The organism is Sporosarcina sp. FSL K6-5500 (assembly GCF_038005665.1).
GTDB lineage: Bacteria > Bacillota > Bacilli > Bacillales_A > Planococcaceae > Sporosarcina > Sporosarcina psychrophila.
This window is the reverse complement of sequence record NZ_JBBOTP010000001.1, coordinates 3,227,225-3,250,448: the sequence shown is the minus strand read 5'-3', so window position 1 is coordinate 3,250,448 and position 23,224 is coordinate 3,227,225. Positions and strand designations below refer to the sequence as shown.

23 protein-coding genes are annotated in these 23,224 nt (G+C 39.9%); 5 read left to right on the top strand and 18 right to left on the bottom strand.

Translation table 11 applies throughout. From position 1 onward, the window contains the following. Window positions 1–21: 21 nt before the first annotated feature. The 4 genes from MKX62_RS15595 to sppA all read right to left on the bottom strand — a co-directional run bounded on the left by MKX62_RS15595 (window position 22) and on the right by sppA (window position 3,152). On the bottom strand, window positions 22–933 hold the full coding sequence (locus MKX62_RS15595; protein ID WP_340741809.1) for a class I SAM-dependent methyltransferase: 912 nt from the start codon (window positions 931–933) through the stop codon (window positions 22–24). A gap of 64 nt (window positions 934–997) precedes the next feature. Next, window positions 998–1,504 carry a thiol peroxidase gene (gene tpx, locus MKX62_RS15590; protein ID WP_340741808.1) on the bottom strand — a complete coding sequence of 169 codons (507 nt, stop codon included), beginning with the start codon at window positions 1,502–1,504 and terminating at the stop codon, window positions 998–1,000. A gap of 30 nt (window positions 1,505–1,534) precedes the next feature. Then, the gene (locus tag MKX62_RS15585; protein WP_082786520.1) at window positions 1,535–2,125 is read right to left on the bottom strand and encodes an RDD family protein; all 591 of its coding nucleotides are present in this window, start codon (window positions 2,123–2,125) and stop codon (window positions 1,535–1,537) included. 13 nt (window positions 2,126–2,138) lie between these two features. Continuing rightward, window positions 2,139–3,152 (bottom strand): signal peptide peptidase SppA, encoded by a 1,014-nt coding sequence (gene sppA / locus MKX62_RS15580; RefSeq protein WP_340741807.1) that lies wholly within the window; start codon window positions 3,150–3,152, stop codon window positions 2,139–2,141. Between the two features lie 106 nt (window positions 3,153–3,258). Between sppA and MKX62_RS15575 the strand changes: the two genes are divergently transcribed. Together MKX62_RS15575 and MKX62_RS15570 are read left to right on the top strand one after the other, a co-directional pair. Next, window positions 3,259–4,059, top strand: a complete 801-nt coding sequence (locus MKX62_RS15575) for an NAD kinase (RefSeq protein WP_067207583.1) — start codon at window positions 3,259–3,261, stop codon at window positions 4,057–4,059. Between the two features lie 1,422 nt (window positions 4,060–5,481). Next, the gene (locus tag MKX62_RS15570; RefSeq protein WP_340741806.1) at window positions 5,482–5,775 is read left to right on the top strand and encodes a hypothetical protein; all 294 of its coding nucleotides are present in this window, start codon (window positions 5,482–5,484) and stop codon (window positions 5,773–5,775) included. A 37-nt stretch (window positions 5,776–5,812) separates the two neighbouring features. On the opposite strand, the gene MKX62_RS15565 is transcribed toward MKX62_RS15570, so the two are convergent. From MKX62_RS15565 to ezrA, 10 genes are all read right to left on the bottom strand, one after another. Beyond that, entirely contained in the window at window positions 5,813–6,145 is a 333-nt protein-coding gene (locus MKX62_RS15565) for a hypothetical protein (RefSeq protein ID WP_187047299.1), read from the bottom strand. Window positions 6,146–6,223: 78 nt separating this feature from the next. Continuing rightward, on the bottom strand, window positions 6,224–6,688 hold the full coding sequence (locus tag MKX62_RS15560) for a GNAT family N-acetyltransferase (protein ID WP_067207576.1): 465 nt from the start codon (window positions 6,686–6,688) through the stop codon (window positions 6,224–6,226). 138 nt (window positions 6,689–6,826) lie between these two features. Then, window positions 6,827–7,732: an EamA family transporter RarD gene (rarD, locus tag MKX62_RS15555; protein WP_338652926.1), complete on the bottom strand. Its 906-nt coding sequence runs from the start codon at window positions 7,730–7,732 to the stop codon at window positions 6,827–6,829. 176 nt (window positions 7,733–7,908) lie between these two features. Then, window positions 7,909–9,480: an acyl-CoA synthetase MbcS gene (mbcS, locus tag MKX62_RS15550; RefSeq protein WP_067207570.1), complete on the bottom strand. Its 1,572-nt coding sequence runs from the start codon at window positions 9,478–9,480 to the stop codon at window positions 7,909–7,911. A gap of 179 nt (window positions 9,481–9,659) precedes the next feature. Beyond that, window positions 9,660–9,866, bottom strand: a complete 207-nt coding sequence (locus MKX62_RS15545; protein ID WP_067207567.1) for an alpha/beta-type small acid-soluble spore protein — start codon at window positions 9,864–9,866, stop codon at window positions 9,660–9,662. A 173-nt stretch (window positions 9,867–10,039) separates the two neighbouring features. Continuing rightward, window positions 10,040–10,249 (bottom strand): alpha/beta-type small acid-soluble spore protein, encoded by a 210-nt coding sequence (locus MKX62_RS15540; RefSeq protein WP_067207564.1) that lies wholly within the window; start codon window positions 10,247–10,249, stop codon window positions 10,040–10,042. A 166-nt stretch (window positions 10,250–10,415) separates the two neighbouring features. Continuing rightward, window positions 10,416–10,622: an alpha/beta-type small acid-soluble spore protein gene (locus MKX62_RS15535; RefSeq protein WP_067207561.1), complete on the bottom strand. Its 207-nt coding sequence runs from the start codon at window positions 10,620–10,622 to the stop codon at window positions 10,416–10,418. Window positions 10,623–11,199: 577 nt separating this feature from the next. After that, a complete protein-coding gene (gene thiI, locus MKX62_RS15530; RefSeq protein ID WP_340741805.1) occupies window positions 11,200–12,402 on the bottom strand; it encodes a tRNA uracil 4-sulfurtransferase ThiI in 1,203 nt (400 codons plus the stop codon). Then, window positions 12,402–13,535, bottom strand: coding sequence for a cysteine desulfurase family protein (locus MKX62_RS15525; protein WP_340741804.1), 1,134 nt, complete (start codon window positions 13,533–13,535; stop codon window positions 12,402–12,404). The genes thiI and MKX62_RS15525 overlap by 1 nt, the downstream gene beginning before the upstream one ends. Window positions 13,536–13,718: 183 nt before the next feature. Further along, window positions 13,719–15,410, bottom strand: a complete 1,692-nt coding sequence (gene ezrA / locus MKX62_RS15520) for a septation ring formation regulator EzrA (protein WP_067207555.1) — start codon at window positions 15,408–15,410, stop codon at window positions 13,719–13,721. 196 nt (window positions 15,411–15,606) lie between these two features. On the opposite strand from ezrA, the gene MKX62_RS15515 reads away from it, so the two are divergent. Further along, window positions 15,607–16,086, top strand: a complete 480-nt coding sequence (locus tag MKX62_RS15515; RefSeq protein WP_067207552.1) for a GAF domain-containing protein — start codon at window positions 15,607–15,609, stop codon at window positions 16,084–16,086. Between the two features lie 191 nt (window positions 16,087–16,277). Here MKX62_RS15515 and megL read toward each other — a convergent pair whose 3' ends face one another. Together megL and MKX62_RS15505 are read right to left on the bottom strand one after the other, a co-directional pair. Beyond that, window positions 16,278–17,489, bottom strand: coding sequence for a methionine gamma-lyase (gene megL, locus MKX62_RS15510; RefSeq protein WP_340741803.1), 1,212 nt, complete (start codon window positions 17,487–17,489; stop codon window positions 16,278–16,280). Window positions 17,490–17,559: 70 nt separating this feature from the next. Further along, complete coding sequence (locus tag MKX62_RS15505) at window positions 17,560–19,428, bottom strand: sensor domain-containing diguanylate cyclase (protein ID WP_338652935.1); 1,869 nt, start codon at window positions 19,426–19,428, stop codon at window positions 17,560–17,562. 348 nt (window positions 19,429–19,776) lie between these two features. Between MKX62_RS15505 and rpsD the strand changes: the two genes are divergently transcribed. Together rpsD and MKX62_RS15495 are read left to right on the top strand one after the other, a co-directional pair. After that, the gene (gene rpsD / locus MKX62_RS15500; protein ID WP_067207545.1) at window positions 19,777–20,379 is read left to right on the top strand and encodes a 30S ribosomal protein S4; all 603 of its coding nucleotides are present in this window, start codon (window positions 19,777–19,779) and stop codon (window positions 20,377–20,379) included. An 82-nt stretch (window positions 20,380–20,461) separates the two neighbouring features. Then, the gene (locus MKX62_RS15495) at window positions 20,462–21,274 is read left to right on the top strand and encodes a cobalamin-binding protein (protein ID WP_340741802.1); all 813 of its coding nucleotides are present in this window, start codon (window positions 20,462–20,464) and stop codon (window positions 21,272–21,274) included. A 67-nt stretch (window positions 21,275–21,341) separates the two neighbouring features. Here the strand turns inward: MKX62_RS15495 and MKX62_RS15490 are convergent, their stop codons facing one another. Both MKX62_RS15490 and tyrS read right to left on the bottom strand, forming a co-directional pair. Then, complete coding sequence (locus tag MKX62_RS15490; RefSeq protein WP_340741801.1) at window positions 21,342–21,497, bottom strand: hypothetical protein; 156 nt, start codon at window positions 21,495–21,497, stop codon at window positions 21,342–21,344. A 203-nt stretch (window positions 21,498–21,700) separates the two neighbouring features. After that, window positions 21,701–22,966, bottom strand: a complete 1,266-nt coding sequence (gene tyrS, locus MKX62_RS15485) for a tyrosine--tRNA ligase (protein WP_340741800.1) — start codon at window positions 22,964–22,966, stop codon at window positions 21,701–21,703. Window positions 22,967–23,224: the final 258 nt, after the last annotated feature.

Genomic DNA, 23,224 nt, shown 5'->3' with positions numbered 1-23,224 from the left:
GAGTAAGTCTAGATTCCAGCTTTATTCAGTAGCCCAAATATCGATTTTCTGAAGAAACAGGGCCATGGCATGCTTATCAGTCATATTAGGAACTTTAGCAAGAAGAACATCATGTGTCACTTTTGCTTCTGGTAAAGGTTTTTGTAAGATTAATATACTTTTTGCATGCGCTACATTTTTAAATAACGAATCAGGTAACTGAATAATTGCCCGGATATTCGTTTGTTTTTTCAAATAGGGATGCAATGTAGGCGATTGATCGGACTCAAACAAATTTGCAGGTATGATGAATACACCGTGCCCACCTGGTTTCGTATGCTTCATTGATTGTTCAATGAACAGATGATGTGCATAAGCATGCCCCTCTGCAGGCATCAATTCATAATTGATTGCATTTTCATCATCAGGATAAAATCCGACAGGTAAATCGCTTATGGTGATGTCGACTGGATCGACAAATAACGGTCGCAATGCATCCTGCACATAGAATGTGACAGGGTGCTCAAGTAATTCCGCAGTAACAGCGGACAATCTCACTAACAAATCATCAATTTCTATTGCTGTCGCAGTGACATCGTTCTCAATTGTGTTCATGACCGTATAGAGAAGATTTCCTGTACCAGCTGCAGGGTCAAGAAGTGTAATACCTTGTTCACCTATCGCCAATTTTCCAGCAATATGTCCAATGAGCATTCCGATTGAATCAGGAGTCATCTGGTGGTTAGGCTGTACATTTTGCTTCATCCCCTTCAGGACTGCAAGCTGGATACCTCTACGGATATCCTCTTTAGTTACTGTTTCTGATACCGCAGGTTGCGATTCTCCTGAAAGCCATTTTTGACAAATATCAATGGTTGCTTCCAGGTAAAGTACTTCTGTAGATTCTGCATATGCATCAATGAATGAAAATATTTTTTCTGTATTAGTTGTCATTTAGTTATCCCTCAACTCACAAAACCCACCCGTTTCCGAGTGGGTTTTCATTAGTATTTTTTAGTTACTTCGTTAATTCTTTTACCGCTAAGATTGCTTGTTCATAGTTAGGATGGTCTGTACCTTCGCCGACATACTCAACATACGTCACTTTATCATCTTTACCGATAACGAAGACAGAACGTGCAAGCAAGCGAAGTTCTTTCATTACGACGCCGTACGCTTCTCCAAATGATAAATCGCGATGATCGGATAATGTCTGTAGATTTGCAATACCTTCAGCAGCACACCATCTCGCTTGTGCAAAAGGAAGATCGGCAGAAATCGTCAATACTTGAACGTCATCCCCAAGTGAAGCAGCCTCTTCGTTAAATTTACGCGTCTGTGTTGAACAGACACCCGTATCAATTGAAGGAATCACACTGATTAACCTGATTTTCCCTTTTGAATCGGCAAGTGTCACCGGACTCAAATCGTTCGCAAGTGCTGTAAAATCTTGCGCAGTATCACCTACTGCAACTTCTTTTCCAAGCAATGTAACAGGGTTGTTCTTGAATGTAACGTTAGCCATTAAGACGCCTCCTCTTCTAAGTCTATCTTACTAAATGATAGTACCGTCTTGCAACTGTTGTCCCTCAATCCGTTTACGGTAATCTACAACCATCTCTTTTTCATAAGAATGCTCATGTTCAACAACAGTATCGGCGAATAAGTCATGCAATGCTTCTTTTCTAGGCATAAATAGGACCAGCAGATAAGGGATGACCAACATTTTGGATATGAATCTTCCGATGACTTCGCGGAATATGACAGACCCCCACGTAAGCTTACCCTCGTCTTTAGCCACTACTCTTATGCCCATGATCATCTTCCCTACTGTTTGCTGTAAATACTTCGTCATAAGCGCAAAGTAAAGTAACATCAAAATAAGGATAGTAACTTTATAGGTGCTGAAGAAGAAGAATGAGGGATTTGTAATCTCCCAACCTGCAACTCGAAAAATCGGTTTAATGATAATCCCGCTTATTGCTGATAAAACAAGAAGATCGATTGTATATGCCCATAGTCGCGTCCAGAAACCCGCATACTTCGCCCGATAATGTTCAGTTTGAATAGTCTCGTAATCTGGAATAGGCGTCGCAGCAGTGGAATTCCCCGTCAGATCCGGTTGTTGTTCGATGTGTTCCGACATTCGCTAGCCCTCCTTATTTTTCACCATACAAATACATCATCCGTGGTGCATTATAATCGTTTAATAACTTACCGATTAGTTCAGACTCAATATTACCGCCAAACATATTTCCTGCTTTCACGCCGAGTATTGAAGTCCAGCTATCAAGGGACGTATACTCAAAGACTGTGGCATCTTGAAGATTATAATCTTCTTTCATGGCAGCAATAACATCACCCGCCTTGCCGAATTCATCTGCAAGCCCAGCTTCGATTGCCTGACGCCCATTCATGATACGGCCGTCAGCTACTTTTTTCACTTCAGCCTCTGTCATGCCGCGACCTTCTTCGATAATATCAACAAAGCGTTCGTAGGAATCATTTATCATTTCTTGAAGCATTACGCGTTCTTCATCTTTCATCTCACGAGATCCACTCATAATATCTTTATATGGACCTGTTTTAATCGTGTTAAAATCAATGCCGTATTTCTCAGCAAGTTTCGCATAGTTAACACTTTCCATAATGACACCGATTGAACCTGTAATCGTTTCACGATTAACAAATATCTTATCAGCTGGAGCTGATACATAATAACCGCCTGAAGCAGCCATTCCGCCCATCGAAACATACAGCGGAATCTCTCTTTCTACTTGAATCATACGGAGAGCATCATAAATGTCCGCTGATTCAACGACTCCGCCACCTGGTGAATTCACTTCAAGCACAACGCCTTTTACATTAGTATCTTCAAGAATTTCAGACAACTGATTCATGAAATACTGATGATTATAACCTGCAGATTGGAAAAGGGATGACGTATCCCCTAAGTCCTGAATAACCCCATCAAGAGAAAGAACAGCGATTTTATCATTACCCGTTCCTTCCTCAATAATCGCTTCCTCATACCCCGAAGATGAAGTTGCCATCATGTCTTCAAAGAATCCGTTGAAATCTCTCGTAAATATGTACGATAGTGAATTTATGCCTATTGACACAAAAACAAGTGCTGCAGCTACGATGATTGCAATCCATCGTTTAATTGTCATTTCAAATTCCTCCTTTTTCATTCCATTAACTTATACGTTCGGACACACCAAAATGTTTCACCACGTGGTAAAATCAGTATAACTTATTCAGAGGGGGCTTTGTGTAATGACAGATCGAATGAATATTTTTATTTACAGTAAACATGATGAAGATTCACTTGATAAAAAATCCAAAGTGGCAGATGCGTTGATTCATGAGGGTTTTACAATGACCGACAACGATAAAGATGCAAATATTATCATCAGCATCGGTAGCGATGGTTCTTTTTTACAAGCGGTTCGAAAAACCGGTTTCCGACAGGATTGTTTATATGCAGGTATTTCTTTAACAGGTAAACCCGGACTTTATTGTGATTTTCATTATAACAATCTTTACGAAATGACGCAGACCATTCGTAAAGAAGGTCTTGAAGTGAGAAAGTATCCACTTATCGAAGTAAAGATTGATGATCACCAACCATTCTATTGCCTAAATGAATTCAGTATTCGCTCGAATATCATTCGGACATTCGTCCTGGATGTCATTATAGATGATAAATTATTCGAAACATTCCTCGGTGATGGTCTAATAATTTCCACACCGACTGGCAGTACTGCTTACAATAAGTCTGTCAATGGAGCGGTCGTTGATCCACTACTTCGGTGTTTCCAAGTGACTGAGCTTGCTTCCGTAAACAATAATAAATACAGAACACTTGGCTCGTCCTTCATAATGAGTGGCGAACGTAAATTCCAACTAAAAGTTCATCAGGATGGCAACGTTTTCCCTTTAGTTGCTGCTGACAATGAAGCGCTGGGGATTCGCCAAGTTGAAAGTGTGGAAATTAGATTAAGCGATAAAACTGTGAAAACTGTAAAACTAAAAAATAACTCCTTCTGGGAGAAAGTGCAGCGAATTTATTTATAAAAGAAAAGCAATTCTGCCTGTCGATTACCGTTTTATAGCAATACATATGATTTCAACATTGAAAAGCTCAACTACTTTAGTAAGAACCTTTCAATCTACAATTACGTCTGTTGATTAACCATTTATTTGCATAAAACACTGGTATTAAGGCTTGGAAAAACCCATTTTCACTGGACCATTTCCGGTTCGCTTTCGGCGAACTAATCACGACATATTTACCGTGAGGCATGTGTGGCTAGAAGTGACTCCGTCGCTTCTAGCCACACTTTTTTTGGGTCATCCTGTTGTGAATAGTTGCCTGTCGCGTACCTACAATGTTCAAGTGAAAAATACAGTTGTTTTGAAAGAAAAGAATAGATGACTTTCTATAGGGATTGTAAGTGCCCGAAGATGCAATTTCGGGCACTCTTGCACGTTATATTGCTTACTATTAGCAAAAGAGTATGCATGTAATCATGTGATACCATATAGAAATTGACACTTCATTACTAGTAAAAAAGAGAAAACCCTAAAGAAAGTTTCAGCCGCCAAAATAACATCTTTGGCGGCTATTATCCAGGTCTATGCCCCTCTATTCTTTCGTCCCAAAAAGCTTTAGCACTTCGTGTACTTATGAAATTGGAGCGCGATGGAACAATCATGATTTATCTTCGTCTTAAGTATGTACTTACTCCTAATTCTTTCATTTTATGGCATTACCCTATCTCCATAACCTGATTTCTCCATAAAAATTTTAAAAATATGTTTTAAAGTATTTCGGCATTATTAACTCACTTATCCCTAGCTCTATATATGTTGAACAAATGAATACAACGTATGCGCTTTACAAGGGCTTTTGAAAGGCTACTGAAAAAAACAATAATTGGAATGAAATAAAAATCCTACGAATACCGCTTCGACGCTTTGTGGATGCCTCCCGCGATAAGCCAGAAAGAAGACCACTTTCAGTCTTATCGCGCCTGCGCTGGATGGTCTATGTGAGAAAGAGCTTTTCATTATCTACGATGAAATCTGCAAGCCGGGGCACGTCTTTCTTGAATATAAATAGTAGCAAAAAGTAATCACATTATAATCTCAGCATATACATCTCAAAATCATATTTCTCTCTATAATGAACACCCTAGCGCAGGCGCGGCAAAGGGGTCGCCGAAGTCGTAAGACTGGATGCGAAGCGCTAATCCAGTCTTACAGCGAGAGGCATCCCCAAAGCGCCAAGCGTTCTACAATCCACACACCGAATTACAACTCTCTCATTATTGAGCACCATAGCAGATTCAATGAGATTCTTTAATTCAACATATATACTATATTTTTTAATCCTGTTTTATCATATAGATGAGCTCTAAGCTCTAAAAAAGTAAAGGATATGTACGTGAAGATTTATTAAAATTGAAAAGGATTTTTAGAAGGGAGTGGAATGGAATGGAAATAACTATTAATTCATTGTCCTTTATACTTTCTTTACTTTGTATTCCTCTGTTTTTAATCGCAATATCGTCTGCAGATTTTTTTAGTTTTACCACAAAAATCATAGGGCTTTATTCATTAGATATTGTCTTAGGCATAACAGTGATAACATTTTTTCTTGGAGTCATCGGGTTAAAGGATGTAAGGGAATGGAAGGCAATGGCAAGAGGTATATTTACTATAATTTTCATGTCAGTTTTTTCAATCGTATTAACTTTCATTATATTCATCGGCAGAATGCTTGGTTAACCTTCTTCAACTAACTGCTTCGTTCGTTGAAGAAGGTTTAATCTCTATTAACAAACCCATTAACCTCTTGAACTGAGCTAGTTGAAAGTCTGTAAATAGTATGAGTGTCTTTTGTATTCATTATTGTTCCATTGTCTTCTGAAATCCAAAGGGAATATGATTCTTCACCAAGGTCGAATCTATACGACGGATTTACCATATTAACAATTCCTAGTTCGCTGGTCGAATCACTCACCGCTTTACTGAATATAGCTATTCCACTTTTTTCTTTTAAATCTAAATACCCCGTTTTTGTTTCTATTTGTTCCTTTTGAAAACTCCCTACTAGTAAAGTTCCTAGTATAATAAATAGCATTGATAACTCTTTCATATTATCCCCCCTTTCTACTAATAGACGTGTACTTATCAGATGGGTTTCACAATATGGCTCTACTAGGAAAGAAGGCTGTTAGCGATATCGAGTTATTTTCTTTTCAAATGAAGTTATTGATAAACCTTCCATTACTTTTGTTTCTCCAGTTATTATGAATCCATTTTTTTCATAGAAGGAGATTGCTGGTGCATTTTTAGAACCCGTTGATACGATCAGTTTTTCATTCCCTTCTCCGACGCTTTCAATGAAATCTAATAATCTCTTGGCAATTCCTTTTCTAAAATGTTTTGGGTGCACCATCAACCGATGAATATCTATTAGATTCTCTTCTGCCTTTATAGAAATGACTCCGCTTAACTCTCCATCTAAATAGCATCCATAGAAATTTTCGCCACATTGTTGCAATGTGCTAACCGAATCCCTTAATGGCGGAATGTCATAGAAATCAATCAACTCCGCCTCTACCTTATACGAAGCAATTTGAACGCTCAATACCTCCTTAGCAAGTTTCGGATTTATAATATCTATTTTATTAATCAATATTATCCTCCTTTTTTTTCAGTTAATGTATGAACAGATGAATATATTTAGCCTAGACATCCCCAAAATACCAGAACGGGTTTGATGTAATTCTTTACTTCAACATATAAAGTTAGCCTTTTTCAGTAGCCTCCTAATTTAAAGGAGGCTCTTCTTCATTTTCATCACTTCAATTAGTTTAGATACCGTAAAGAGTAACAATGCTGCCCAAATGAAAGCGAATGACAATACCTCAATTTTTCCGAACGTTTCTTTGTACACAACAACTCCGAGAAACAGCATCATCGTTGGGGCTATGTATTGAAGAAATCCAGCCATATATAGCGGAATTCTTTGTACGCCTTTTGCATACATAATAAGTGGTAAAGCCGTTGCTATACCTGTTAGGATAAGTAAAATGTCCGTCTTGATGTCAGAATGTAAGAACACTGCATTGCCTTCCATGAATAGCCACACATAATAGATGACAGCGAACGGAACAATGAAGAACGTTTCAATTGTCAACCCACGAAGTGCATCTAGCTTAATTTGTTTCTTGATAAGACCGTAAACTGCAAACGTTATTGCCAGTGTAAATGCCAACCATGGAAACTTACCGTACGAAATCGTCAAAATTGTGACTCCTGTTGCCGCCAGTAAAAAAGCAACTTGCTGTGCTCTTGACAACTTTTCTTTCAAGAAAAAGATTCCAAGTAGTACCGATATAAGCGGGTTAATATAGTAACCAAGACTTGTTTGGACAATATAGTTATGATTCACTGCCCATATGTAGATAAACCAGTTCGTTGAAACAAGTGCTGAAGCAGCGAACAAAGCCCAAAAGTCTCTTTGCGAGATCCACAAGGTTTTTATATCCGCCTTAAGATGACGTCCATTTTTCATAAGAAGAACTACTACTAACGTTAGAACAAATGCCCACACGATGCGACTCACTAATATTTCAGCACTTGCGACATGCTCAAGGCTTTTCCAATAAATCGGCATAATCCCCCAAATAAGATACGAACCGATTGCCCAAAGGACACCGCTTTTTTCTGTTTGCATCACGACGCCCCCATATATTTTGATTACCGAAATAATAAACTAAGTATAGCCCCATTAATTCACTACGTAAAGATGAGATTATTTAGAATACTGACAACCTACTCGTAAACACCAAAAACCGCTTAAAAAGTACGGAATAACCCGTGCTTTTTAAGCGGTTTGTTTTCTGGAATGATTTACAGTTGTTCTTTTTTCCTTAATTCAATTCGCATGATTTTTCCTGAAGCAGTTTTCGGCAAAGTATCCAGGAATTCAATTTTACGTGGATATTTATAAGGCGCTGTCAAACTTTTCACGTGATCCTGCAAGTCTTTAATAAGACCCTCTTCATTTTTCCTTTCAGGGTCACGTAGCACCACGAATGCTTTGACGATATTCCCCCTGACTTCATCCGGACTCGCAACGACTGCGCATTCACGGACTGCGGGATGCTTCGTCAATGCATCCTCTACTTCAAATGGTCCGATTGTGTAGCCGGAACTGATAATAATGTCATCCCCGCGACCTTCAAACCAGAAATAACCATCCTCATCCATTTTTGCACGATCACCAGTTACGTAATAATCACCTCGGAACTGCATTGTTGTCCGTTCCGGATCTTTTAAATACTCTTTGAATAACGCAGGTGTCGATACGTGTACCGCAATATCCCCAACTTCCCCAACAACCGCTGGATTTCCTTCGTCATTGATAATGTCGACCTTATTGCCAGGCGTCGGTTTTCCCATAGAACCCTTCCGCGCCTCCATACCTAGCATCGTCCCGACGAGTAATGTGTTTTCCGTCTGCCCATAGCCATCTCTTACTGAAAGCGAAAAAGTCTTATCAAATATATCAATTACTTCACGGTTAAGCGGTTCTCCAGCCGAAACCGCACTACGAATAGAAGAAAGATCAAAATCCCCAAGGTTTTCGGCCTTCGCCATAAACCTGTATTCCGTTGGCGTACAACATAATACATTCACTTGATATTTACCAATCAACTCTAAATAAGTCGTCACATCAAACTTCCCGTCATATACAAGTCCCGTTGCGCCGCTACCAATTACGGATAAGAAAGGTGTCCAAATCCACTTTTGCCATCCTGGTGCAGCCGTAGCCCAGACTACGTCACCTTCATTGATACCCAACCAGCTTGCTCCTGTTGTCCGTAAGTGCGCATACCCCCAAGCGTGTGTATGTACGACACCTTTTGGTTTCCCCGTCGTGCCTGATGTGTAAGATAGAAATGCCATGTCCGAACTTTTCGTTTGTGGTGCTGTAAACGCCGTTGATGCAGTTTCCATTAGATCGGTTAATGAAAGTTGATCTTTCTTAGCCTGTCCAACAACGAATACCTTGACATCCCCTATGTTTTTTACTTCGCTAAATTGATCAGTAAACGCATCGAACGCAACGATTGCTTTAGCATCACTATGTGCCAATCGATATTCAATATCGGAAGACCGTAACATTTCTGAACTCGGGATTACGACAAGTCCCGCTTTAAGGGCGCCGATATACGTCACATATGCTTCGATTAGCCTTGGAACCATGACAAGAACGACATCACCCTTTTCAAGTCCGTTCGATTTGAAGACATTGGCTGCCTTATTCGCTAAAGTGATTAATTCATCATATGTAATTTCCTTCTTGTTTCCTTCTGCATTAACATAAATTAGCGCTTTTTTTCCTGTACCTGTTGCATACTTTTCAAATTCACTGACAAGGTTATATTGTTCTGGCGCAATCAGTTGTTCACGATTCATGCAAATTCCCCCTTAGATGTATCATCTAAGTATACAAATAAAGTACCGATAATTCAAAACTAATTTACTTTTCTAAATAAACCTAAGAGTAATTCATTCTTTACTAGCTAATACTTGTAAAAATTATGAAAAGCTGTTCCGGAATAATTCCGGAACAGCTTTTCATTAAACAATTATTCTTAGTGACCCTTCATCTGTTCTTGAGCCTGTCGCACTAAGCGCTTTGTAATTTCTCCGCCGACGGATCCGTTGGCACGCGCTGATGCATCTGGTCCCATTTGTACGCCAAATTCTGTTGCGATCTCATTTTTCATTTGATCCAATGCTTGTCGTACGCCTGGAACTAATAGCTGATTCGAGTTGTTGCTGCTGTTGTTGTTCGCCATGATTGCCACCTCCTTGTATAATTAGAATGTGCTAGATGCAGAAATTCATGCAAAATTATAGGTGGTAAAGTTTGTAAATCACTTTGAATTGATTAAGCAACTGTACTTTTGATAACACTGTATAAGCGAAAGCTGTTTTAGATAATACCTAAACCAGCCTCACAGTTAAAGAGTTATTTTTGGTACCCGCTCATTTGTTGTTGCGCTTGACGCACTAGTCGTTTTGTAATTTCTCCACCGACCGAACCATTAGCACGTGATGATGCATCTGGTCCCATTTGTACACCAAATTCTGCTGCAATTTCATTTTTCATTTGATCCAGTGCTTGTCTTACGCCTGGAACTACTAACTGATTTGAATTACCACTGTTGTTGTTTGGCATGTTTGTCACCTCCTGTGCACATAGAATGTGCCGTTTATAAAACTTTATGCATTTATTTGTTATGGTAATGTCCACCAATTACATAAAATAGTTTAAACATCTGCATTTTTGCTTACACTATATTAGCGAAAAGTTGTTCCGAAACATCTTTTCATTGAATAAATCTTTATTTATTGCCATTCATTTGTTGTTGCGCCTGACGCACTAATCGCTTAGTAATTTCTCCGCCGACGGATCCGTTGGCACGCGATGATGCGTCTGGCCCCATTTGTACGCCAAATTCTGCTGCAATTTCATTTTTCATTTGATCAAGTGCTTGTCTTACGCCTGGAACTACTAGCTGATTCGAGTTGCCGCTGTTGTTGTTCGCCATGTTTATCACCTCCTTGTGCAGTTAGAATGCACAAGTTAATAAAATTCATGCGCGAATAATAAGTGGTAAATAACGCCAAATAATTAAGATTAGTTTAAGCAACCATTCTTTTGCTTACACTATATAAGCCAAAAAGCTGCATCAGACAATGTCCGATGCAGCTTTTATATAGGTTGAAATAAAGTTAATCTTCAATCAGAGGAGGGCTTCATCCCCACTGATTGTTTAAAGAACTTAGGCTAAGTGCGCCACGTCCTGTGGCAAAGCCTAAGTAACCAACAGGGAGGAATGAACTGCAATTCCTTCTCGTTTGCCCTAACCATTCGGGCTTTTACTGCCCGTTAATGCGGGATAAAGAATTTCACTGAATTTGCTCAGGCGCTAGACGATGCCTTCGTACAGTTTATACAGATACTTATTTGTTCAACATATCGTTCTTCAATTTGATTGAGTTCCCATTATTCCATAATCCACTTAAATTAATGCCTTTAACTTTGGTACTAACTTCTATGTGCTTTTAGAATGCATCGCAAACGGAATTTCATACAGTGGATGTAAACAGTAATTTATTCTAACATTAAAGAAGGTCTTCGAAGTCGTCCTTTTGTTGAAGTGGTAGTTCAACGATTAGTCGTTTTTCAATCGCTTCTTCAATCATTGGCTCGAAATCAGTAAAGCTTTCATAATAAGCTACTTTTTCAAGCTTTGGTTTTGTTTTCGGGTTTGAAGGCGAGAAGATTGTGCAGCAATCTTCATAGGGTCTAATTGAAATGTCGTATGTGCCAATCTTTTGGGCAATATCTATAATATCCAGTTTGTCCGTTGCAATGAGCGGGCGCAAAATAGGGGAAGAGGTCACAGCGTTAATAGCCGTTAAGCTTTCGAGCGTTTGACTAGCAACTTGTCCAAGGCTTTCCCCTGTTACAATTGCGAGCGCACCTTCTTCTTCACGCACTTTATCAGCAATTTGAAGCATTAATCTCCGCGTTGTCGTCATTGAAACATTATCAGGTACTTGACTGACAATCGCTTGCTGGATTTCAGTGAATGGTATTATATGAAGCCTAACTGCTGCTCCGAATGAACTTAACTTCTCAGCAAGGTCCATCACTTTCTTTTTAGCCAAATCACTTGTGAATGGCGGACTGGCAAAGTGAATTGCATCAATCGACACACCACGCTTCATCATAAGATAGCCTGCAACTGGGCTATCGATACCACCTGAAAGCATTAGAATTGAATGTCCATTTGAACCTACTGGCATACCGCCTGCACCTTCATATACTTTCGCTGTTAAGAAAGCTCCTTCTATTCTAATATCAATGAGTAGCACGATATCAGGTTTTTTCATTTGCACAATGAGGTCTGGGAAGCTGCGTAACACATGTGACCCAATTTCTAGCTGCAACTCGTTTGTCACAAGCGGAAACCTTTTGTCTGTACGTCTCACTTCAACTTTAAACGTTTTTCCAGCTGTTTCGTTTGCCCCAATGATTTCTAAGGCTTTTTCTTTAATCGCTTCAAGCGTCGCTTCACATTTTGCAACTGGACTGAAAGATTGAATGCCGAAAATATGTGGCAAACGAGCTATCGCTTCTTCCATATCGCTTTTTTCTTCCGCAAAAAGAAACATGCGATCACGTTCAGGTTTAATGATTACCGTTTTCAAATCACTCAAAGCATCTTTAATATTGTTTCTTAATTTCTTGACGAATACATTCCTGTTTCGTCCCTTTAATGATATCTCTCCATAGCGTATCAATAGTTCGTTCCATTCCATTACTTATTTCCCCTTCCAAGCAGTTCCATGAACCGTGCAAATACTTGCTCGAATTCCACTACATGCTGTTCTATATTATTTTTTCCAAAGCTGACACGGATTACTCCATTTTTAAATTTCCCATTAACACCTATAGCTTCTATTACATGCCCCGCAGTGCCACTTTTCGATGAACAAGCGCTAGATGTAGAAATCGTAATACCGTTTTCTTGAAAGAAATTAACTGCAACTTCCCCTTTTACTTTATAAAAAGCGACAGCTAAAATATGCGGTGCTGCCTTATCAGGGGCAAGTACACGAACGTTCTCAAATTGCCCGATAAACCCTATAAGCCGATTTCTCCATTGCCTGAAATCCTTCTGCTCGATAGCTATCGCACTCATCCGTATTGCCTTTGCCATCGTCACTGCATTCGCTACGGATACGGTACCGTTGCGAATACCACTTTCCTGGCCGCCGCCATAACTAATTGCTTCTGGTGTCATTCCTTTTCTTAATGCTAGTATGCCCGAACCTTTCAAGCCATTAATTTTATGAGCTGAAATCGTTATTGCGTCCGGACCATCTCCAGTTAACGAAACGGGTAGTTTTCCGAAACTTTGAACAGCATCCGAATGAAATAGTGCCCTTGTATTTTCTTTAATGAGGCGTGCACATTCAGCAATTGGCTGTATTGTACCGATTTCATTATTGACATGCATAATACTGACAAGTATTGTATCTTTCCGAAGTTTACTTTTCAACTCTTCAACAGAGATCATTCCTTGCTCATCAACTGACAAATAATCCACTTCAAACCCTTGCGTCTCTAAATATCCCATTGAATGAAGAACAGAAGGATGTTCAATTTTTGTTGTGATGAGATGGTTGCCTCTAGCACGCAAAGCACGTGCAAAACCGATTACCGCTAAATTATTGGCTTCCGTACCACCCGATGTGAATAAAAGCTCTCCATCATGTGCACCAAGAATCGATAGGATCTGTTCTCTCGATCGTTCAAGAAGCGCCTCGGCTTCCTTTCCAGCAAGATGTATTGAAGCGGGATTCGCAAAAAAGCGCTTGTTCACTTCTATGAAAGATGTAAGCACACCCTCATCAGGAGCTGTTGTAGCGCTATTATCAAAATAAATCATGTGAATCTTCCTTTCATTTTACATTAAATACGCATTTCAGCATTGATCCCACCACTTATAGAAGTGGGTACTACTTTAGCTAACGCTTCGCTTTCAGTACAAAAAAATTACTGAATCAAGTTCAATGCGTGACAAAGCCACCTGCATTATATGCCGGTGGCTATTTGTAGTCTACTTTTTAACTCAGACATGTTCTTTCACAAGTTCTTCAATTCGTTTCATAGCACCCGGTTCCATTTCTTCAACCGCTGTCGCTGCTTCTTCCAATGCTTTTGCATAACGGAATTGTCTGAATGACTCTTCAGCATCTAACAGGCGGGCGTGAACTTCCGGATTGGATGCACGGTATCTGTTTCCATATTGGATGATCCACTCAATCAGTAATACATTCTCAAGCATCTCTTCAACTTTTATAGATACATCATTTATAGCTTTCCCTGCGTTCTCCAAATAAGAATCGACGAGACTCATATTAAGCGGTACTTCCTGTAAACTTTGTGTCACAATATAAATTTGTTCATCTGCTTCTTCAAGACGTGCTTCCATATCATCCGGTATACCTGGGATATTCCCCTTATGTAGCATACGTTCTGAATTTTGTAATTTACGCGACAGTTCATCCAGTTTAGTTCGAACATTATTTTCATCAATCCGCAAGTTTTTCATACGATTTGTGAAACTTTCCTGTTCAACAGCAATTTGCTCTAGTTCTTCAAAAATGGATTGCAACTCTTCCTGTAATCCCGAATAAGCAGATAATTGTTCCTCAAGCCTATAAATAAGCACACCAAATCGTTTGTCGAGAGAACCTAACTTTTTGAGAGCCAGCTGTGGAATTTGTGCTTCTTTTTCATCCATTCGATAACTTTGCTGAACAAAAGCCGCCTCGTCTGAAGTTTCTCTTGTCAATATCGTTATTGCGTGAAGCCTCTCAGCAATTTGATTATAGTACTCATCTACATAATGCTTTGCATTCACTTCATTTTCAAGCGCATCGTAAAATGAATCAATGCGATCATTTATTTCACTTGTACACTGTTGAACAGATTCAATTTGAAGATCAGCCATTTTTAACAATAGTTCTTCAAGTTCAATCTCAATTGTTCTAAGTTGTTTTGTCAGTTCTAGGTGTTGCAAATAATAGGACTGTTCTTCCATCTCTCTCGTTCCATTTCGTAGTTCACGAATCGATGCTGGAATTTTGCTTTGTATTTCAGAAAGCAACGATGGGATCTCGTGGATTAACGTAAAAACATGATCTCCCTTTGCTGATAATGCCATGACAATTTCCCGTGCCAACAAATAATTGCCATTCGCTGTCAACTCGTCATATTCTGCGAATTTCGGGTTAAATGATTCCAGTTCCTTTTCAAGTGGATTCGCTGTCATCCCAAACGAATGTTGATGAGCGAGTACCGCTTTGCGAGCGGCACGATGCTGCTCTTTTAATTTTTCCATCTCAATGCGATTTTTTTCTTCACTGCCAACGAGTTCGTTTAGCTCTTGCAAAATATTATTCATTTTTTTATCGCAAAATCGAACTTTTTCTTGAATTTCTTTCTCTAATCCTGTTGCTTTTCTAAAACGGAAACGATCTACTACATCCTCTACATCAAATAATAATGTATCGATTTTTGGCATATGTACGTCCATCAATTCTGTCCATTCGCTACGCCACCGTTCGAATTTCTCTTCGGTTTCGCCTGTCATGTTCAGTTGTTTCACTTTTGTCATCTCTTCTAAGATAGGTTTGTGTTGAATTTGTAGCTTCTCCTGCTCCAACCGACCAATTTCCTGGATATGTTTACGCCTGAATAAGAAGGCGATTGTCGTTAATATAATAACTACTAGTATGGCAATGATGATGATTTTCATCGTGGTCCCCCTGTCCAAGTCACTGTACCATGATATTATCCTATATAGTACCACGTTTAAACCCTTTTGGTTGCGAATATGAATGATTTATAGGGAAAATCCTGTTTTCCACCCTAATAATCGACAAAATTTGTTTATAAACGTCTTAATATGTATACTTATTTAAACAAAATATACTTAACAAGGGGTGTTCTATTTGTTTCAAGAAATTGACTATGCCACTGATTTAAAAGTGAAATATGAACAACTTTCAAGTCAATTGGACGCATTGTTGACGGGTGAGAGAAATATGTACGCAAACTTGAGCAACGCTTCTGCTTTACTCAATCAATTTTTCGACCGCATCAATTGGGTCGGTTTTTACTTAATGGATGACGGAGAACTGGTGCTTGGTCCTTTCCAAGGTCTTCCCGCGTGCATTCGTATTCCCCTTGGAAGAGGCGTCTGCGGAACAGCTGCTGAAACAAAAAAATCCATTATCGTATCGGACGTCAATGCTTTCCCAGGACATATTGCATGCGATGCAGCTTCCCAGTCTGAAGTTGTCATTCCTATTTTAAAAGATGGTGTCTTACTTGGTGTCCTTGACATCGACAGCCCCGAGTTGAATCGCTTCACAAAAGAAGATCAGGCTGGACTGGAACATCTTGTCGAGGTACTAGTCAAACATCTTTGAACAACAAGCTGCCCTGGCCACCAGACAATCGGTGCCAAGGCAGTTTTTTCATTGCTCAACAATCATGAAATCCTGCTCTGTTGTTAATTATAGCAGAGAGGTTCCTGTCCTATTTGTTCAAAGATAAAAAAGTATATGTTTTTTCGCTTAAAATAGTATCTAGTTTCCAGGCGCCTTGCGATTTTCTTATTTTAAGCCCGCTCGGTAATCACTGTCTCCATGATTGCGAATGCCGCCTTGAAGTCAGCTATGAGATCCTCGGCATGTTCAAGACCGACTGAAAGCCTTAGTAAAGAATCAGTGATACCCATCTGTAGTCGCTCCGCCTCAGGAATAACAGAATGTGTCATCGTCGCAGGATGCTGGATAAGCGTTTCTGCGTCTCCTAGGCTGACTGCAATCTTAATGAGAGAAAGGCTATCCATGAATAGCTGAGCCCCTTCTTTACCACCTTTAACTGTAAATGAAATCAGGCCGCCTCCTGCTCTCATTTGACGTTTCGCTATTTCATATTGTGGATTGTCTTTATCGAACGGATAATAGATTTCTTCAACAAGCTTCTGACCTTTTAAATAAGCTATCACTTTTTCCGCATTCGAAGTATGGCGCTCCATGCGAACCGATAGCGTTTTCAATCCGCGGATTAAAAGCCAAGCATCGAATGGCGATATGATGCCTCCGAAATCTTTCTGCACAGACATACGAATTGACTCCATCTCTTCTTTGTCAGCTCCGACAAGAAGCCCAGCTATGACATCTCCGTGACCGTTAATATACTTTGTTGCGCTATGCAAAACGAAGTCCGCACCGATATCGAGCGGATTCTGCAAATAGGGCGACGAAAAAGTATTGTCAACTACAACTCGAAGTCCATGACGTTTAGCTACATTCACGACCGCGTGAATATCGACAAGTTCCATTGTTGGATTGATAGGCGTTTCAATATATATACAGACCGTTTCCGGTGTAATAGCCCGTTCAATCTCCTCTTCTGTCTTCATCTGAATAAGGTCATGCGTGATATTGTATTTCTCATTCAGCATACCAAGAAGTCCAAATGTGCAGCCATAAATTCCACGTGAACACAGAATATGATCACCCGATTTCGTCAAGTGGACGAGAATCGTACTGACTGCTGCCATCCCCGAACCAAACGCAAGTGCACCTTTTCCGTTCTCAAGAGCTGTCATACGCTCTTCTAACACGCGGACAGTCGGATTACCAAGCCTGGAGTAAATGTTCCCTCCCTCTACACCTGAAAAGCGATTCTCCCCTTGCAATGCTGTTTCAAACGAGAAGGTCGATGTTTGGTAAAGTGGTACCGCTAAACTCCCCTGATGTTCCCTATCATCATATCCCTCATGAATGACAATCGTATCTTTGTGAAGGTTTTTTTTGTCCATTTCCATTGCCCTCCTTATGTTTAAAAGAATATTCTAACTCTACATCTATTAGTTTACTCTTTAATCACAGTTAGGAAAAGGTATAACTGGTTTCTTCATGGATTACTACTTGGTTTTTACCGTTATTTTTCGCTATATACAGTGCTTTGTCAGTGTGTTGAAACAGCTCTTTATAAGTCGACTGTCTTTTAGACGTCCAGTTATGCATCCCTATCGATACCGTAATTGAGGGTTCAGTGGCAGCAGGAATAAGTTTAACCAGTCGTTCCGCAAATAATGCCCCTTCTTGAAATTCTGTCAACGGCAAAAAGATAGCGATTTCCTCTCCACCCCATCTTCCCGCAACCCCTCTACCGGATACCTCTGCAAGTATGATGGTAGCGATTTGCTTCAGCACATCATCACCAGTTACATGACCATATGTGTCGTTTATCTTCTTGAAGTCATCGACATCTACGAGAACAAACACACCCATTTCATCATCAACAATCGACTTTTCAATAATCTTATCTACGTAACTTCTTGTATAGAGTTTGGTTAAGTGATCTTTATCAACAAGTTCCTGTAACTGGTCGCGTAATACCGAGTTCGCAAGTGCAAGCGAAGAGTGTCCAATAAGTGATTGCATGAGTTTGAAGCTGTCGAATGAAAAGAAGTATTGATCCATATGCAGTAGTACAACGAAACCCGTAAGTACCTCTTGATTCACAATCGGAATCGCTATGATTGACTCGTAACCAATAGTTTCGTTCATGGTTCGGCTAAAATTCGCATCAAATAAAGCTTCTTTGCCACTCCTCAAGTATTTCGATGAGAATTCAATATAATTCTTGCCTGATTCCGTACGAAAAAAATCTGAACTTAATTGAGAGAGGTCATAACCATCTTGTTCATTGTTAAAAACAAATGCAATTTCTGCTGGCCGAAACGCTTTCAGCAATTGCTGTTTCAAAAATGCTGTCATTTCTCCAAAATGCATATTGCTATTCAATTTTTTCGACGTTTCATTGACAAGTTGTAAATCTTCGATAACACGGTGGGATTGATCATGTAGAATCGCTTTTTCCAGTGCACTTCCTGCTGTATTTACTACCATACTGATAAACTTTTTCTGTGTCGATGAAAAAACGAGGTCAATTGGTGCTTTAATTTGCAACACACCATAGATACCTTGTCTTCCTCTAATTGGTGCATTAATCAGCCTGCATGACAATTCAGGCATTACTTCCTTTGTCGTTTCACCCGATACAAACGCATTCATCGCAGACGGTCTTTCGTTCATGTAATCAATTAACTTATAGTTATGCGTCACCCCTTTTTGATCATGTGATAAAAGAAGTCCCACTTCAGATGACGGGAAATTTTTAGATATCGCAGAGACTACGCCATCTAAAATCACATTACTTTGCATTGTTGAATTGAATAATTCGGTGACTCCGAACAAACGCTTGGAGCTTTTTTCCTCTTTTATAAGAAAAACCATTTTCTTTACTATCTCAATGAGGTCGCTTACCGCCTTTTCAAGTTCATGTAAAAATGGCGATGTAGCAAATGCGTTCCATTCATTAGTAGATTTCAGAACCAGCAATCCGAGTGGTTCAGATTTCAAATTCCGGAACAGAAGAAAGTCATCGGCATAGCTAAAACCTGTCTCTCTAACTCGCGAGATTAAAGAATCATGGCTAAACGCTTTTCCGGTTTTAAGTGCATCAAATACCAAGGCTTGTTCTCTCTTAGAAACGGACTTATGACCTTTAAGTGCCACAAAACTATTATTTGCATATATGAAAAAATCCGCTTCTGCAATATTAAAATGGTGATTTAGTTTTGGTTTTAACGCCTTAAACCATTGTTCATACGATTGCAAAGCAGTATCTTTGGTCCATAAATCCATCAAATCGCTTTTAATTTTCAACATCGTCAATTGATGATCCGTCACATAATCACCCCAATCCTAATCTGTATATAGAATTCAAATAAGTCTTACTATCATTGTAATGCATTGGTACTATAGTTACCATTACTTTACATAGACCATTTGGCTTATTTTAGTTTACAAGTATGACGCTTGACTCTTACTTCTATAGTTGTTATGATGGAACTTGTGTAAAATAGTTGCAGCAGTTGTGTGTTTCAGATTGTCCAGTCTATTCCTTTTACAAGGTGCATCGAGTAACTTCCTGGCTGCGGAGGCGAGGGTGCAAGATGATAGAATGGCATTTGGATTGAACACATCTGGTTCTTATTTTACAACAAAATAAAACCAACAATAGAGGAGGAGTCTTTCATGGCTCGTTATACAGGTCCATCATGGAAACTTTCCCGTCGTCTTGGGATTTCACTTACAGGCACAGGAAAAGAAATCGAAAAACGCCCTTACGGTCCAGGACAACACGGTCCTAACCAACGCATAAAACTTTCTGAGTACGGAAAGCAATTACAAGAAAAACAAAAACTTCGTTTTATGTTTGGCGTAAACGAACGTCAATTCAAAACGATGTTCATCAAAGCAGGTAAAATGCCTGGTAAACACGGTGTTAACTTCATGATTCTTCTTGAGACTCGTCTTGATAACATTGTATACCGCATGGGTCTTGCACGCACACGTCGTGCATCACGCCAACTTGTAAACCACGGCCATATCATGGTTGATGGTAAACGCGTTGATATCCCTTCTTTCAGCGTTAAACCTGGTCAAGAAATTTCTTTCCGTGAGAAATCTCAAAACCTTGATACTGTAAATGAATCGCTTGAAGTGAACAGCTATGTTCCTGAATACGTAACATTCAACAAAGACACTAAAGTCGGTCAATTCGTCCGCATGCCTGAGCGCAGCGAACTTGCAGCAGAAATTAACGAATCACTTATTGTTGAATTCTACTCTCGTTAATAGCATCTTTGGAAAAGAGCCCTTCACAGGGCTCTTTTTTTTCGTGATATACTGTACATACTACGACTTATGAGGTGATTATATGAAACTTGTATCGATTTGTCCGAGTAATACGGAACTACTTGCCTACCTTGGCCTCATTGATCAACTCGTTGCAGTTGATGATTTTTCTGATTGGCCTAGCGGAATCAATTCTTTACCCAAATTAGGGCCTGACTTGTCGATTGATATGGACAAATTGGAATTGTATGAACCTGACTTAGTGCTTGCATCGCTCAGTGTTCCCGGAATGGAAAAAAACATCGCAGAACTCGAGAAGCGAATGATTCCACACGTAGTATTAGATCCACAAAGCCTGGATGATATCGCAGAAGACCTGTTAACTGTCGGAAAAGCATGTGGAATTGAAGAACACGCACTTCAAATTAAAGAAGAGTATTTATTATTTATTCAAGACATGAAAAAACGTGCCGAAACTGTCGAAGTTACCCCTTCATTATACTGGGAGTGGTGGCCCAAACCTGTATTTACACCTGGAAAAATTAATTGGCTGACTGAAATAAGCACTATTTCCGGAGCTTTGAATGAATTTCGCGACGTCGAATTTGCCAGTGTTCAGACTGACTGGGAGGATGTTCTAAATAGAGCACCTGATTACATCCTTCTAGCGTGGGTCGGAGTACGAATCAATAAAGTGAAAAAAGAAGTTGTTCTGAAACGGCCCGGTTGGAAGGAGTTGGACGCCGTGAAAAGTGACCGCCTTTCAGTAATGGAAGAAGAACTGTATTGTCGCCCTTCCCCGCGGCTCCTTGAAGGCGCTTTGAAATTAGCCAAAATGATTCACCCGGAAATTTATGCGGATTTACAACTACCGCAGTGGGTTAGAAACGCGTAAAATAAAAAGGCTGTTTTCCCCTTCCTAATAGGGAAAACAGCCTTTCGCATTATAAGCAATGTTATTTCTAGACACTTTCAGTTGTTGCCGCGACAGTTGCATGACTTGCCATGACAGTTCTCGTCGTTGTCCTCACAGTTTCACAACTTCCCATGATAGTTCCAGCCGTTGGCATCATAGTTCGAAAATTCAGTTCAAAATTCTCTTCTTCAGTCATTTTCATAAGGAATCATTTCTGATTTTTCGTGCAGACTCGGAAATAGATTTGCGAAGTCAAATGCCCTCCGCGAACTGGCAAACTCATAAAACCATTCTGCAATGAGTCGATTTAACTTCAGTTATGGAGTTTCTAACATAGCCCTCGAACATCTCTTTTTTCCTGCCGAATGAAAAGTTTGCGGGTTTCGCTTTCATGAATCTCCACAGTTAAACGAATTTCACCATTTTGTAATTTTTCTTACCGCGACGGACAATCGTAAACCCATCATCCAAACGATCTGCTGCGCTCACCTCGTATGCCGTATCCGTCACTCGTTCGCCGTTCAATGATATCGCACCATTTGTCACATCTTCACGAGCTTGTCGTCTTGATGGCGACACGCCAGAATCGACGATAAAGTCAACGATGTTTTTATCCTCTTTCGCCATTTCAAACGAAGGGACATCTTTGAATGCGTCTTTCATTTCATTCGCGGTTAGTGTTTTTAAATCACCACTGAATAATGCTTTGGAAATACGGATTGCCTGGTCAAGTGCTTCCTGACCGTGAATCAGACGCGTCATTTCTTCTGCCAATCTAAGTTGCGCTTTCCGTAAATGTGGTTCTTCTTGAACTGTAATTTCAAACGCTTCGATTTCTTCGCGCTCAATGAATGTGAATATTTTCATATATTTAACAGCATCCGCATCAGCTGTATTTATCCAGAACTGATAGAATTCATAAGGTGATGTTTTTTCTGCATCAAGCCATACTGCGCCGCCCGCACTTTTACCAAATTTCGTACCATCCGCTTTCGTAACCAGTGGAATTGTGATACCGAATGCTTTCACTTCTTCTTCGTGCGTTTTACGAATCACTTCAAGCCCTGTCGTAATATTGCCCCACTGATCCGATCCACCGATTTGAACTCTGCAGCCATAATTATTGAATAAATGGTTGAAGTCAATTCCTTGAATAAGCATATATGAAAACTCAGTGAAAGAAATTCCACTATCAAGACGTGATGCAACATTGTCTTTCGCAAGCATATAGTTAACGCCTAACAACTTACCGAAATCGCGTAAAAATTCGATGACGCTCATCGAACCTACCCAGTCATTGTTGTTCACCATTTGAGCGCCGTTTTCAGAATTGAAATCGAAAATTTGTTCCATCTGCTTCTTAATCCCGGCAACGTTTCTATCGATCTGTTCAGTTGTTTGGAGCTGTCTTTCTTCCGAGCGGCCTGATGGATCCCCAATCATACCCGTAGCTCCTCCAACAAGTAGAATCGGACGATGTCCATGCATTTGGAAACGGCGTAGCGTAAGTAATGGCACGATATGTCCGATGTGCATGCTATCCGCAGTCGGATCGACGCCGCAATACAGTGAGATTTTCTCCTTATTCAGCAAATCCTCAAGACCCGCCTCATCCGTCTGTTGGTAGAGTAACCCTCTCCACTTTAAGTCTTCCATCAATTTCTCTTTCATCCTAACCCCTCCTGTAATTTAAGTAATAACGCATCGCGTCAAATGAGTTTCAAAGCGCTTAGCACCTGGAAGTAGACAACAAAAAAGCCCTTACACGATTTAAAAAAATCATGCAAGGACGCTAATTATTGTATTAACGCGGTACCACCCGGCTTGAGAAAAAATTCTCCACTCAAAACGCAATAACACTGCGCACGCGTCACACTCCAGAGCTGTAATTCATGATTGGTTTACCGGACAGCTTTCACCAGCCGCTGC